The organism is Micromonospora sp. L31 (assembly GCF_052068075.1).
Lineage (GTDB): Bacteria > Actinomycetota > Actinomycetes > Mycobacteriales > Micromonosporaceae > Micromonospora > Micromonospora purpureochromogenes.
Window position 1 is genome coordinate 301,082 of record NZ_JBQHDC010000005.1, and the last position, 13,114, is coordinate 314,195.

Annotated in this window: 11 protein-coding genes and 1 pseudogene; 10 read left to right on the plus strand and 2 right to left on the minus strand. The window is 76.2% G+C overall.

All coding sequences use genetic code 11. The features are described 5' to 3' along the window. Positions 1–69: 69 nt before the first annotated feature. Together ACTMS9_RS16680 and ACTMS9_RS16685 are read right to left on the minus strand one after the other, a co-directional pair. The gene (locus tag ACTMS9_RS16680; RefSeq protein ID WP_441147934.1) at positions 70–711 is read right to left on the minus strand and encodes a class I SAM-dependent methyltransferase; all 642 of its coding nucleotides are present in this window, start codon (positions 709–711) and stop codon (positions 70–72) included. 157 nt (positions 712–868) lie between these two features. Further along, entirely contained in the window at positions 869–1,306 is a 438-nt protein-coding gene (locus ACTMS9_RS16685) for an RrF2 family transcriptional regulator (RefSeq protein WP_441165387.1), read from the minus strand. 146 nt (positions 1,307–1,452) lie between these two features. On the opposite strand from ACTMS9_RS16685, the pseudogene ACTMS9_RS16690 reads away from it, so the two are divergent. From ACTMS9_RS16690 to ACTMS9_RS16735, 10 genes and pseudogenes are all read left to right on the plus strand, one after another. Further along, a pseudogene (locus ACTMS9_RS16690) lies at positions 1,453–2,674 on the plus strand (globin domain-containing protein). A gap of 114 nt (positions 2,675–2,788) precedes the next feature. Next, positions 2,789–4,441 (plus strand): carbamoyltransferase family protein, encoded by a 1,653-nt coding sequence (locus ACTMS9_RS16695; RefSeq protein WP_441165388.1) that lies wholly within the window; start codon positions 2,789–2,791, stop codon positions 4,439–4,441. Then, positions 4,438–5,460, plus strand: coding sequence for a glycosyltransferase family 2 protein (locus tag ACTMS9_RS16700; RefSeq protein WP_441165389.1), 1,023 nt, complete (start codon positions 4,438–4,440; stop codon positions 5,458–5,460). Before ACTMS9_RS16695 ends, ACTMS9_RS16700 begins: the two co-directional genes overlap by 4 nt. Continuing rightward, the gene (locus ACTMS9_RS16705) at positions 5,460–7,076 is read left to right on the plus strand and encodes an HAD-IIIA family hydrolase (protein WP_441165390.1); all 1,617 of its coding nucleotides are present in this window, start codon (positions 5,460–5,462) and stop codon (positions 7,074–7,076) included. The genes ACTMS9_RS16700 and ACTMS9_RS16705 overlap by 1 nt, the downstream gene beginning before the upstream one ends. 9 nt (positions 7,077–7,085) lie before the next feature. Continuing rightward, positions 7,086–8,060 (plus strand): glycosyltransferase, encoded by a 975-nt coding sequence (locus tag ACTMS9_RS16710; RefSeq protein WP_441165391.1) that lies wholly within the window; start codon positions 7,086–7,088, stop codon positions 8,058–8,060. Beyond that, positions 8,045–9,262 carry a glycosyltransferase gene (locus ACTMS9_RS16715; protein WP_441165392.1) on the plus strand — a complete coding sequence of 406 codons (1,218 nt, stop codon included), beginning with the start codon at positions 8,045–8,047 and terminating at the stop codon, positions 9,260–9,262. Before ACTMS9_RS16710 ends, ACTMS9_RS16715 begins: the two co-directional genes overlap by 16 nt. Continuing rightward, positions 9,262–10,062 carry a D-sedoheptulose-7-phosphate isomerase gene (locus tag ACTMS9_RS16720; RefSeq protein ID WP_441147919.1) on the plus strand — a complete coding sequence of 267 codons (801 nt, stop codon included), beginning with the start codon at positions 9,262–9,264 and terminating at the stop codon, positions 10,060–10,062. The genes ACTMS9_RS16715 and ACTMS9_RS16720 overlap by 1 nt, the downstream gene beginning before the upstream one ends. Further along, positions 10,059–11,474 (plus strand): PfkB family carbohydrate kinase, encoded by a 1,416-nt coding sequence (locus tag ACTMS9_RS16725; protein ID WP_441165393.1) that lies wholly within the window; start codon positions 10,059–10,061, stop codon positions 11,472–11,474. Before ACTMS9_RS16720 ends, ACTMS9_RS16725 begins: the two co-directional genes overlap by 4 nt. Further along, the gene (locus ACTMS9_RS16730; RefSeq protein WP_441147915.1) at positions 11,471–12,166 is read left to right on the plus strand and encodes an SDR family oxidoreductase; all 696 of its coding nucleotides are present in this window, start codon (positions 11,471–11,473) and stop codon (positions 12,164–12,166) included. The genes ACTMS9_RS16725 and ACTMS9_RS16730 overlap by 4 nt, the downstream gene beginning before the upstream one ends. After that, positions 12,163–13,104, plus strand: coding sequence for a glycosyltransferase family 9 protein (locus ACTMS9_RS16735; RefSeq protein WP_441147913.1), 942 nt, complete (start codon positions 12,163–12,165; stop codon positions 13,102–13,104). Before ACTMS9_RS16730 ends, ACTMS9_RS16735 begins: the two co-directional genes overlap by 4 nt. Positions 13,105–13,114 lie beyond the last annotated feature (10 nt).

Consider the following 13,114-nt stretch of genomic DNA (forward strand, 5'->3'; position numbering starts at 1 on the left):
CGTCGGTCTCCCGGCAGCAACGCCGGTCCCCGCCGGGGTGTTCCCGGGTACGGGCCGCCCGACGACGCCTCAGGGCCGGATCGCGGCGCCGAGCACGTGCGGCGACGCCGGTGCCGGCAACCGCCCGGGCGGGAAGCGGAACCGGTCCAGCCGGACCACGCTGAAGCCCGCCGCGACGATCGCCGACACCGTGTCCCGTCCGGTGTGGCAGCCGCCGCAGAGCAGCGGCCAGCAGGTCGCGTCGACCACCCGCTGCGTCCGGCGCAGCCCGGGGGTGCCCGCGGCGACGTGCTCGTAGAAGCGCAACCACCCGCCGGGACGCAGCACCCGGTACGCCTCCCGCAGCGCGACGGCCTGGTCGGGGACCGAGCAGAGCACCAGCGACATCACCACGGCGTCGGCGCTGGCGTCGGCGACCGGCAGCGCCTCGGCCAGCCCGTCGGTGACCGTCACCGGCACCGGCGCGTGCTCGGCGGCGCCGCGGGCGGCGGCGCGCAGCCAGGGCTCGGGCTCCACCGCGAGCACGGCGTCCACCTCGGGCGGGTAGTGCGCGAACATCCGGCCGTTGCCGGCGCCCACCTCGACCACCCGCCCGCGCAGGCCGGCGACCAGTCGACGCCGGTGCTCGGCCGCGCCAGCCCGGTCCAGGGCCACGCTCGCCCGGGCGAACAACCGGGCGAACAACGGGTGGGACACCCGGGAGTTGGACATCGGCGCTCCGCTCGACGTGGGTCGCTCGTCCGGCAGGCTACCGCCCGTCCGCCACCGCACCGCCGCCCCACGCCCGCCCCACCGGGGCAGCCCACGCAAATCCGGCAGCTACCCGGCCGGCAGCGGGGAGGCGCCGGGCGGTGACCAGCGGAACTCCTCAGGGGGTACCCGGGCGTGCGGTGAGCGTGAGCAGGACGGGAGCGGCGGGACTGCCGGCGAGGTCGCCGAGGCGGACGTCGTCGAGGACGGCGAGGAAGGCGGCCTGGGCGCGGCGCAGTTGGATGCGGAGCCGGCAGTCGGCCCGCAGCGCGCAGCCGGACTCCTCGCAGGCGACGACCTCGCCCTCGCCCTCGAAGGCCCGCACCACCTGGCCGACGGTCAGCTCCTCCGCGCCCTCGGCGAAGGCCACGCCGCCGGAGCGCCCGCGGATGGTGACCAGCACACCGAGCCGTTGCAGCCGCTGCACCACCTTGGCGACGTGGCTGCGGGGCAGGTCCAGCCGCTCGGCCAGTTCGTCGACGGTGGTCCGGGTCGACGCCGGCGCGGTCAGCATGGCGATCCGCAGCGCCATGTCGGTGGACCGGTTGAGCTTCACGGACCGACCCTAGCCAGCGCGTCCCGGCCCGGACAGGGGCCGGGAGACAGTGACGCCGGCAACACCGGACCTGGGACTTTCGGCCCTGAAGAGGCATCAGATTCCTGTTTAAGTGCTCGCGTAGGCAACGCAGAAGGAGGAGCACCGTGCTCTCGGAATCGTCCAAGGCCGTGGTGATCGCGACCCTGCCCGTCGTACGGGCACACGGGGAGGAGATCACCGGCCGGTTCTATCCGCGGATGTTCGCCGCCCACCCGGAGCTGCTCAACCTGTTCAACCGGGGCAACCAGGCGACGGGCCAGCAGAAGGCCGCGCTGGCCGCCTCCGTCGTCGCGTACGCCGAGCACCTCACCGGCACCGGTGGGCCGGCGTGGGACGCGATCCTGGACCGGATCGCGCACAAGCACGCCTCGCTGGGTATCACCCCCGACCAGTACACGGTCGTCGGCCGGCACCTGATGGCCGCCATCGGCGAGGTGCTGGGCGCGGCCGTCACGCCGGAGGTCGCCGCGGCCTGGGACGAGGTGTACTGGCTGATGGCCTGCGAACTCATCGCCCGGGAGGCCCGCCTCTACACGACGGCCGGCGTGGCCGGGGGCGGCGCGGTCTGGCGCGACTGGCGGGTCACCGGGGTGGTGCCGGAGGCCACCCGACGTCATCTCGCTGACCCTCGTGCCGGCCGACGGCGGCCCGGTCCCCGGCTTCGTCCCCGGGCAGTACGTCTCGGTCGCCGTCGACCTCGACGGCGGGCTCGGCCAGCAGATCCGGCAGTACAGCCTCTCCGGCCGTCCCGGCGCCGACCACTGGCGGATCACGGTCAAGCGGGTACGCGGCGTCGGCGGCGCGCCGGACGGCCTGGTCTCCACCGTCCTGCACGAGCGGACCGCCCCCGGCGACACGCTCCGGCTCAGCCCGCCCTTCGGCGAGGTCAGCGCGGTGGCCGGCGACGGGCCGCTGCTGCTGGTCAGCGCCGGCATCGGGCTGACCCCGGCGATGTCCGCGCTGGAGCACCTGGCCGCCACCGCGCCCGAGCGGCCGGTGGTGCTGGTGCACGCCGACCGGGACGGGGCCGCGCACGCCCACCGCGACGAACTGCCCCGGCTGCACGCCCGGCTGCCCAACCTGCGGCTCAAGCTCTGGTACGAGGAGACCACCGACGGCGACGACCGGGCGGCGCTGACCGCCGAGGTGGCCAGCGGCCGGATCGACCCCGAGCTGATCCCGCTCTCCCCCGACGCGCACGTGCACCTCTGCGGGCCACTGCCGTTCATGAACGAGGTCCGGACCGGGCTGCTGCGCCGGGGCGTACCGGTGGAGCGGATCGCGTACGAGGTGTTCGGGCCGGGGATGCTGCGCGGCGGCGTCTGACCCCTCCGGTGGGACTCGCGGCGGCCACGAATCTCCAACCTGGAGATTCGTGGCCGGCGGGAGAAGTCGATGATCTACAGGTTAGGAGGAGAAGGCGAGGGTACGGACCTTGGCATGCGCGTCCTCGGTATCAATGCGATCTTCCATGATCCGGCCGCCGCCCTGGTGGTCGACGGACAGGTGGTGGCCGCCGCCGAAGAGGAACGGTTCAGCCGCCGCAAGCACGGCAAGCGACCGGTCCCGTTCTCCGCCTGGGAACTGCCCGAACTCTCCGCCGCCTGGTGCCTGTCCAGCGCCGGCGTCGACGTCGACAGCCTCGACGCGGTGGCCTACTCCTTCGACCCCGGCCTGTGCCGCGACGCCGCCGACCTCGGCCTGGCCGACCCGTGGGACTGGCTGCGCGTCGACTACGCCCGGCGGGCCCCGCAGTTCCTCGCCGCCGCCCTGCCCGGCCTCGATCCGGAGAAGGTCCGCTTCGTCCCGCACCACGTGGCGCACGCCGCCTCGGCCGGGCTGGCCGCCCCGCCGGCCGGCGACGACACCGCCGTCCTGGTGCTCGACGGCCGCGGCGAGGTGGCCAGCCACCTGGCCGGCGTCTACCGCGACGGCGACCTGAGCCCGCTGTACTCGCAGGAGCTGCCGCACTCGCTCGGCCTGCTCTACGAGGACCTCACCCGCCACCTGGGCTTCCTGCACTCCAGCGACGAGTACAAGGTGATGGCGCTGGCCTCGTACGGCCGGCCGAAGCACCTCGGGCTGCTGCGCGAGCTGGTCCGGGTCACCGACGCCGGCGGCTTCCACGTCGACCGGATCGACTGGGCGAGCCTGGCCAAGGCCGCCGAGCCGGGCGCCGAGCTGACCGAGGACCACGCCGACCTGGCCGCCAGCGTGCAGGCCCGGCTGGAGGAGGTCGTCCTCGACCTGGCCCGTTGGCTGTACGACGCCTCGGGCGGCGCCCCGACCCTGGCGATGGCCGGCGGGGTGGCGCTGAACTGCGTCGCGAACGCCCGGCTGGCGGCCGAGGGGCCGTACCGGGACGTCTGGGTGCAGCCGGCGGCCGGCGACTCCGGCACCGCGCTGGGCGCCGCCCTGCACGTCGCCGGCTCCCTCGGCGACCGGGCGACGCCGATGAGCGGGGCGGACCTCGGCCGCGGCTGGTCGGACGAGGAACTGGAGGCGGAGCTGCGCCGGGCGGCGCTGCCCTACTTCCGGCCGGGCTCGATCGCCGCCGAGGCGGCCCGGGTGCTCGCCGACAACGGCATCGTCGCCTGGTACCAGGGGCGCAGCGAGTACGGCCCGCGCGCCCTCGGCCACCGCTCGCTGCTGGCCCACCCCGGCGACCCGGCGACCACCGCCCGGATGAACGACGTCAAGGGGCGGGAGCAGTTCCGCCCGATCGCGCCGATGGTCCGCGCCGAACGCTTCGCCGACATCTTCGACGGGGTCTTCCCCAGCCGGTACATGCTCTTCGTGCACCGGGTGAAGCCGGAGTGGCGCGATCGCATCCCGGCGGTCACCCACGTCGACGGCACCGCCCGGGTGCAGACCGTGCACACCGACACCGAACCCCTCGTCGCCGAGCTGCTGGCCGAGTTCGAACGACTCACCGGGCTGCCGGTGGTGGTGAACACGTCGCTGAACACCGCCGGCCGGCCCATGGTGGACACCCCGCGCGAGGCGATGGAGCTGTTCGGCTCCGCCCCGGTGGAGCTGCTGGCCCTCGGCCCGTTCGCGGTGCGCCGCGGCGCGCTCGGCGGTGGCCGGTGATCAGCATCGTGGTGCCGACCCTCGGCCGGTCCAGCCTCGGCACGTTGCTCGACGCCCTCGCCCCGCAGCTCGCCGAGCTGCCCGACGTGGAGATCCTGCTGGTCGACGACCGGCGCGACGCCGCGGGCGAGCTGGCGGTGCCGGGGGGGCTGTCCGCGTACGCCAAGGTGGTGACCGGTCGCGGCGCGGGCCCGGCGGCGGCGCGCAACGTCGGCTGGCGGGTGGCCCGCCGGCCCTGGGTGGTCTTCCTCGACGACGACGTGGTGCCGGCACCGGACTGGGCCCGGCGGCTGCTCGCCGACCTGGCGGTCGGCGACCGGGTCGGCGGGGTGCAGGGGGTGGTGGCGGTGCCGCTGCCGGGCGACCGGCGCCCCACCGACTGGGAGCGGAGCACCGCCGGCCTGGCCGAGGGCGAGTGGATCACAGCGGACATGGCGTACCGGCGGGCCGCGCTGGCGGCGGTCGACGGCTTCGACGAACGCTTCCCCCGCGCCTACCGGGAGGACGCCGAGCTGGCCCACCGGGTCCGGCGCGCCGGGTGGGAGCTGGTCCGGGGCCGACGCGTCGTCACCCACCCGGTCCGCCCCGAGGACCGCTGGGTGAGCCTGCGGGTGCAGCGCGGCAACGCCGACGACGCGCTGCTGCGCCGGCTCTACGGCCCGGACTGGCGCGCCGAGCTGGGGTTGCCGCCCGGCCGGCGGCCCCGGCACGTCGCGACCGCCGCCGCTGCGGCGCTGGCGGTGACCGCCGCCGCGCTGCGGGCCGTGCTGCCCCGCGACGGCGCGCCGCGCCGGATGCTCGGCGCGGTCGCCGCCGCCGGCGCGCTGGGCTGGGCGGCGGGCACCGCCGAGTTCGCCGCGGTGCGGATCGCGCCCGGGCCGCGCACCCGCGACGAGGTGTCCACCATGCTGCTGACCAGCGCGCTCATCCCGCCGGTCGCCGTCGCCCACTGGGTACGCGGCTGGTGGCGACACCGACCCTCCGGTGCGGACGGTGATCTCACCGGAGCACAGAGTTGATGTTTACTTCTCCTGCCCAGGGCAACTGGTCTGCCATGAACGGGGGCGCGGCGATCACGCACGGCCTCTTCGACGCGGTGCTCCTCGACCGGGACGGCACGCTGATCGAGGACGTGCCGTACAACGGCGACCCGGAGAAGGTGCGCCCGCTGCCCGGCGCGCGCGAGGCGCTGGACCGGCTGCGCGCCGCCGGCCTGCGTCTGGGCGTGGTCACCAACCAGTCCGGCCTGGCGAAGGCGCTCTTCACCACCGACCAGATGCGGGCGGTGCACGCCCGGATCGAGGAGCTCCTCGGCCCGTTCGACGACTGGCAGATCTGCCCGCACGACGACGGCGACGGCTGCGGCTGCCGCAAGCCCGCGCCGGGGATGGTCCACGCGGCCGCCGCCGCGCTCGGCACCTCCCCCGGGCGCTGCGTCATGGTCGGCGACATCGGGCGGGACATGGCCGCCGCGCTCGCCGCCGGCGCGACCGGCGTCCTGGTGCCCACCCCGGTCACCCGGCCCGAGGAGGTCGCCGCCGCCCCGCACGTCGCCCACGACCTGCCCGCGGCCGTCGACGAGATCCTGCGCCGGCAGGCCGCCGTCCGGCCCACCGCGCCGCGCCGCGCCGGCACCGTCCTCGTGGTACGCAGCGACTCCGCCGGCGACGTGCTGGTCACCGGCCCGGCGATCCGGGCCGTCGCCGCCGGGGCGCGGCGGGTGGTGCTGCTCTGCGGTCCCCGGGGCCGGGCCGCCGCCGACCTGCTCCCCGGCGTGGACGAGATCGTCGAATGGCCGCTGCCCTGGATCGACGGCGACCCCGCCCCCGTCGACCCCGACGACATCCGCGCGCTGACCGCCCGGCTCACCGCCGTCGGCGCCGACGAGGCGGTCGTCTTCACCTCCTTCCACCAGTCGGCCCTCCCCCTCGCGCTGCTGCTGCGGATGGCCGGGGTGGGCCGGATCAGCGCGATCAGCGACGACTACCCCGGCTCCCTGCTGGACGTACGGCACAAGGTGCCGGTCGGCGTGCCGGAACCGGAGCGGGCCCTCTCCCTCGCCGCCGCCGCCGGCTTCGGCCTGCCCGTCGGCGACGAGCCGACGCTGCGCGTCGAGGCGCCCCCCGCCGCGCCACCCGACGGCCCGTACGTGGTGGTGCACCCCGGAGCGTCCGTGCCGGCCCGGGCCTGCCCGCCGGAGCGGTGGGTGGAGATCGTGCGCAGGCTTACCGCGAGCGGCTATCGGGTAGTGGTCACCGGGGGGCCGGTCGAGACCGTGCTGACCTCCCGGGTGGCCGCCGCCGGCGGCACCGACCTCGGCGGGCGTACCGGGCTGGCGGAGCTGGCCGGAGTCCTCGCCGGGGCGAGCTGCGTGGTGGTCGGCAACACCGGCCCCGCCCATCTCGCCGCCGCCGTCGGCGTACCCGTCGTCAGCCTCTTCGCCCCCACCGTCTCCTTCGGCCAGTGGGCGCCCTACCGGGTGCCGCTGGTCCGCCTCGGCGACGCCGCCGCGCCCTGCCGGGACAGCCGGGCCACCCGCTGCCCGGTGCCCGGCCACCCCTGCCTCACCGCCGGGGTCGACCCGGCCGACGTGGTCGCCGCGGTCCACCTGCTCACCACCGGAATCCGACGCTGAAGGAGGGTCATGAACGTCCTGCTCTGGCACGTGCACGGCTCCTGGACCACGTCCTTCGTGCATGGCACGCACCGCTACCTGGTGCCGGTCACCCCCGACCGCGGCCCGTACGGGCTGGGCCGGGCCCGGACCTATCCGTGGCCGGCCAGCGCGGTCGAGATGACCCCCGAGGAACTGGCCGACGCCGACGTGGACGTGGTCGTGCTGCAACGCCCCGAGGAGCTGGAGCTGGCCGAGCGCTGGCTGCGCCGGCGGCCCGGGCGGGACCTGCCGGCGATCTACGTCGAGCACAACACCCCCAAGGGCGACGTGCCCACCACCCGCCACCCGATGGCCGACCGGGACGACCTGCTGCTCACCCACGTCACCCACTTCAACGAGCTGTTCTGGGACAACGGCGGCACCCGCACCACCGTCGTCGAGCACGGCATCGTGCCGCCGAGGGTGGAGTGGACCGGCGAGCTGGACCGGCTCGCCGTGGTGACGAACGAACCCATCCGGCGCTGGCGGGTCACCGGCACCGACCTGATGCTCCGCTTCGCCGAGATCGCCCCGCTGGACGTCTTCGGCATGGGGGTGACCGGGCTGGCCGACCGGCTCGGGCTGCCCGGGCAACGCCTGGCCAGCCACGACGACCTGCCGCAGGACGTCATGCACACGGAGCTGGCCCGGCGGCGGGCGTACCTGCACCTGTGCCGGTGGACGTCGCTGGGGCTGAGCCTCATCGAGGCCATGACGATCGGCATGCCGGTCGTCGCGCTGGCCACCACCGAGGCCGTGGACGCGGTGCCACCCGACGCGGGGGTGCTCTCCACCCGGGTCGACACGCTCGTCGAGGCGGCCCGCTGGCTGACGGAGGACCGCGACGCCGCGTACCGGTTGGGTGCGCGGGCGCGGGAGGTGACGAAGGAACGCTTCGGGCTCGACCGGTTCCTCGCCGACTGGGACCGGATCCTTGAGGAGGAAACATGCGCATCGCGATGATCTCGGAGCACGCCAGCCCGCTCGCCGTCCTCGGCGAGGAGGACGCGGGCGGGCAGAACACGCACGTCGCCGAACTGGCGGCGGCCCTGGTCGGCGAGGGGCACGACGTGCGGGTCTACACCCGTCGGGACGCGGTCGACCTGCCCGACGTGGTCGACGCGGCCGCCGGCTACCAGGTGCGCCACGTGCCCGCCGGGCCGGCGCAGCGGGTGCCCAAGGACGAGCTGCTGCCGTACATGGGCGAGTTCGGGCGGTGGATGGCCAAACAGTGGGGCGAGCAGGGCTGGCGGCCGGACGTGGCGCACGCCCACTTCTGGATGAGCGGCCTGGCCACCCTGCACGCCGGCCGGCGCACCAACACCCCGGTGGTGCTGACGTACCACGCGCTGGGCTCGGTGAAGCGGCGCCACCAGGGGGCCCGGGACACCAGTCCACCGGGCCGGGTCGGCTACGAACGGGCGCTGGGCCGGGCGGCCGACCGGGTGATCGTCCAGTGCCAGGACGAGATCGGCGAGCTGGTCCGGCTGGGCGTGCCGCGGTCGAGGATGGCGCTGGTCCCGTCCGGGGTCAACGAGGAGATGTTCCGTCCCGAGGGGCCGGTCGCGCCCCGCCACCCGACCCGCCCGCGCATCCTCACCGTCGGGCGGTTGGTCGAGCGCAAGGGCTTCCAGGACGTCATCCGGGCCCTGCCGGCGGTGCCGGAGGCCGAGTGCGTGGTGGTCGGCGGCCCGGCGGCCGAGCTGCTGCCCGCCGACAGCTTCGCCCGCCGGCTGGGCGCGCTCGCCGAGTCCTGCGGGGTCGCCGACCGGGTCAAGCTGGTCGGCGCGGTCCCGCGCGAGGAGATGGCTGCCTGGTACCGCTCCGCCGACGTGCTCGTGGCCGCCCCCTGGTACGAACCGTTCGGGCTCACCCCGCTGGAAGGGATGGCCTGCGGCGTGCCGGTGGTCGGCACGAACGTGGGCGGCATCGCCGACACGGTGGTCGACGGGCTGACCGGTGATCTGGTGCCGCCGCGCGACCCGCGCGCGCTGGGCACCGCGATCCGCCGGCTGCTCGCCGACCGGGTGCGCCGGTTCGCGTACGCCACGGCGGCGCTGGACCGCATCCGCAGCCGGTACTCCTGGAAGCGCTGCGCCGAGCAGCTGAGCGCGGTCTACGCCACGGTCAGCACGGTCGGTCGAGTCGCCCCGGCGGTGGCCTGATGAACGACGCGATGTCCGCCCTCGACGGGCACCTGTCCGGGCTGGCCGCCGCGCTGGTGCCGTACCGGCGTACCGCCGAGCGGCTGGCCGGCTGGGGCACCCAGTTGGCCTGGACGCTGGCCACCGGCGGTCGGCTGCTGGCGGCCGGCAACGGCGGCAGCGCCGCGGAGGCCCAGCACCTCACCGCCGAGCTGGTCGGCAAGCTGCGCGACGACCGGGAGCCCTACTCGGCGATCGCGCTGCACGCGGAGACGTCGTCGCTGACCGCGATCGGCAACGACTACGGCTACGACGAGGTCTTCGCCCGCCAGGTGCGCGCGCACGGCCGGGAGAACGACATCCTGCTGCTGATGTCGACCAGCGGCACCAGCACCAACCTGCTGCGGGCGGTGGCGGCGGCCCGGGAGGTCGGGGTGCGCTGCTGGGCGTTCACCGGTCCCGCGCCGAATCCGCTGGCCGAGGTCTGCGACGACGTGCTCGCGGTGCCCTCGCCGGACAGTCAGGTCGTGCAGGAGCTGCACCTGGTCTCGCTGCACCTGCTCTGCGAGTACGTCGACGAGGCGCTGCCGCTGGTCCGCCAGCTCCCGCGCACGGCGGACCCGCGGCGGACCGTCGAGTTCACCGGCCGGCTCCCCGGCGGCGCCGACGCACCCGCCCTCGCCGCCGCCGGCAGCGGCCCCGGGATCAACCGGCACGCCCTCAACGGCCACTCCACCAACGGACACGGCGCCAACGGCCACACCACCAACGGACACGGGCCGAACGGGCACGGGTCGAACCGCCGCGGGTGCCCGTCGTGAGCCGGCCGCTGGTGGTCGTCGGCGACGCCCTGCTCGACCGGGACGTCCAAGGCGCGGTCAACCGGGTCTGCCCGGACGCGCCGGTGCCGGTGCTCGACGAGCGGGCCAGCACCGACCGGCCCGGCGGCGCGGGGCTCGCCGCGCTGCTCGCCGCCGCCCAGGGCACCGAGGTGGCGCTGGTGACCGCGCTCGCCGACGACGCCGCCGGAGCCCGCATCGCGGAACTGCTCACCACCGCCGGGGTACGCCTGTACCCGCTGCGGCTGCCCGGGGCGACGCCGGAGAAGATCCGGCTCCGGGCAGGCGGGCAGACCCTGCTGCGGCTGGACCGTGGCGGTGCGCCGCGGCCCCCCGGCGAGCCGCCCGAGGCGGCGCTGGAGGTGCTCGCCTCGGCCGGCGCCATCCTGGTCAGCGACTACGGCCGGGGCCTGGTCCGGCAGCCCGCGCTGCGGGCCGCGCTCGCCGACGCGAGCGCCCCGGTGGTCTGGGACCCGCACCCCCGGGGGCCGGTCGCGGTGCCGGGCGCCCGGCTGACCACCCCCAACCTCGCCGAGCTGCGACAGCTCACCGGCGACGCCGGCGCGGGGTCGCCACTGTCCACCGCCACCCGCGCCGGGCACGAGCTGCGCCGGCGCTGGCGGGTCGGCGCGGTGGCGGTGACGATGGGCGCCGACGGCGCGGTGCTCTGCCACTCCGGCAGCACCCCGCTGGTGGTGCCGCCACCGTCCGACGTGGAACGGGCCGAGGACACCTGCGGCGCCGGGGACCGCTTCGCCGCCACCGCCGCCACCGCGCTGGCCGCCGGGGCGGTCACCTCGGAGGCGGTGCAGGAGGCGGTCGCCGCCGCGTCCGCGTACGTCGCCGCCGGCGGGGCGGCCGGGCTGGCCCGCCGGGAGCCCGAACCGGCCGGGTCGCGCCGCCCGACGTCCGCCGCCGAGGAGCTGGTGGCCCGGGTACGCGCCGACGGCGGCACCGTGGTGGCCACCGGCGGCTGCTTCGACATCCTGCACGCCGGGCACATCGCCACCCTCCAGGCGGCCCGCCGGCTCGGTGACTGCCTGGTGGTCTGCCTCAACTCCGACCGCAGCGTCCGCGCCCTCAAGGGTCCGGACCGCCCGGTCAACCCGGCAGCCGACCGGGCCCGGCTGCTGGCCGCGCTGGACTGCGTCGACGCCGTCGTGGTGTTCGACGAGCCCACGCCGGCCACCGCGCTGGCCCGGCTGCGCCCCGACGTCTGGGTCAAGGGCGGCGACTACGCCGGCGACGGCGCACCCGAGCTGCCCGAGGCCGAGCTGGTGCGCGGCTGGGGCGGCCGGGTGGTGACCGTGCCCTACCTGGCGGGCCGGTCCACCACCGCGACGATCAGCGCCGCGCGCTCGCGCGGCGCCCGACTGGTCAAGGGAGCGCGATGAGCAGGGATCTGAACGGATCGGCGGTGCTGGTCACCGGCGGGTCGAGCGGCCTCGGCGCGGCGGTGGTGACCGCCGTGACGAAGGCCGGCGGTCGGCCGTACGTGCTGGACCGGCAGCCGCCGGCCGACGGGGTGCCGTGGGTCGAGTGCGACCTGGGCAACACCCGCGCCGCCGAGGAGGCCACCCGGCGCGTCGCCGAGCAGGCCGGCGGGCTGACCGGCCTGGTCACCGCCGCCGGGATGGACGTACCCGGCAAGCTCGCCGACATCGACGGGGCGACCTGGGACCGGATCGTCGGCATCAACCTGCTCGGCACCGCCGCCGTGGTCCGGGCGGCCCTGCCGCATTTGGAGCGCGCGCACGGCACGGTGGTGACGGTCGCCTCGACGCTCGGGATCAAGGCGGTCAGCGACGCCACCGCGTACTGCGCGGCGAAGTTCGGGGTGGTCGGCTTCACCCGGGCGCTCGCCGCCGAGCTGGCCGGCCGGGTCGGGGTGACCCTGCTGGTCCCCGGTGGCATGCGGACGGCCTTTTTCGACGACCGGGACGACCGGTACAAGCCGGGTCCGGACGCGATCCTCAACGACCCGGCCGACACCGCCGCGGCGGTCATGTTCGCCCTCTCGCAGCCGCCCGGCTGCGCGGTACGCGAGCTGGTGGTCTGCGCCGAACAGGAGTCCTCGTACCCGTGATCCTGGTGTTACGGGCGCTCGGCGTCGGCGACCTCGCGACCGGGGTGCCGGCGCTGCGCGCGCTGCGGGCCGCGTACCCGGACGAGGAGCTGGCACTGGTCGCGCCGCGCTGGCTGGCCCCGCTGGTCGACCTGGTCGGCGGGGTCGACCGGCTGGTCGAGGCGGACGGGCTGGGCCACCTGGCGTGGCCCGGCCCGTCGCCGGAGCTGGCGGTCAACCTGCACGGTCGCGGCCCCCAGTCGCACCGGATGCTGGCCGGGGTCCGGCCGGGCCGGCTGCTCGCCTTCGCCAACGCCGAGGCCGGCCACCGCGACGGCCCGGACTGGCGGGCCGAGGAGCACGAGATCGACCGCTGGTGCCGGATGCTGGCCTGGTACGGCATCCCCGCCGACCGCACCGACCTCGCCCTGCGTCGCCCAGAACCGGGACGGACGCCGACCGGGGTGAGCATCGTCCACCCGGGAGCGAAGGCGGCGCAACGGCGCTGGCCGCCGGCCCGGTTCGCCGAGGTGGCCCGGGCGCTCACCGACCGGGGACACCGGGTGGTGGTCACCGGCACCGCCGGCGAGCGGAGCATCGCCGAGCAGGTGCGCGCCCTGGCCGGGCTGCCGGCCGACGCGGTGCTCGCCGGGGAGACCGGCCTCGGGGAGCTGGCCGCGCTGGTCGCCCACGCCCGCCTGGTGGTCAGCGGCGACACCGGGATCGGTCACCTGGCCACCGCCTACGCCACCCCGTCGGTGCTGCTCTTCGGCCCGGTGCCGCCCGCGCAGTGGGGTCCCCCGCCGGACCGGCCCTGGCACCAGGCGCTCTGGGTAGGGCAGCGGCAACCGGTCGACGCCGCCGCCGTGCACCCGGCGCTGGCCGCGCTGGACGTGCCGGCGGTGCTGGCCGCCGTGGAGCGGGCGGAGCGGGGCACACCCCTTGCTACCCGCCGGTAGCTTCCGCTTA

What these genes read in the sequence shown, in the direction of transcription:
- ACTMS9_RS16730 (WP_441147915.1), top strand. Translation starts at nt 11,471, where the DNA reads ATGAGCAGGGATCTGAACGGATCGGCGGTGCTGGTCACCGGCGGGTCG.
- ACTMS9_RS16710 (WP_441165391.1), top strand. Translation starts at nt 7,086, where the DNA reads ATGAACGTCCTGCTCTGGCACGTGCACGGCTCCTGGACCACGTCCTTC.
- ACTMS9_RS16705 (WP_441165390.1), top strand. Translation starts at nt 5,460, where the DNA reads ATGTTTACTTCTCCTGCCCAGGGCAACTGGTCTGCCATGAACGGGGGC.
- ACTMS9_RS16695 (WP_441165388.1), top strand. Translation starts at nt 2,789, where the DNA reads ATGCGCGTCCTCGGTATCAATGCGATCTTCCATGATCCGGCCGCCGCC.
- ACTMS9_RS16680 (WP_441147934.1), bottom strand. Translation starts at nt 711, where the DNA reads ATGTCCAACTCCCGGGTGTCCCACCCGTTGTTCGCCCGGTTGTTCGCC.
- ACTMS9_RS16720 (WP_441147919.1), top strand. Translation starts at nt 9,262, where the DNA reads ATGAACGACGCGATGTCCGCCCTCGACGGGCACCTGTCCGGGCTGGCC.
- ACTMS9_RS16715 (WP_441165392.1), top strand. Translation starts at nt 8,045, where the DNA reads ATGCGCATCGCGATGATCTCGGAGCACGCCAGCCCGCTCGCCGTCCTC.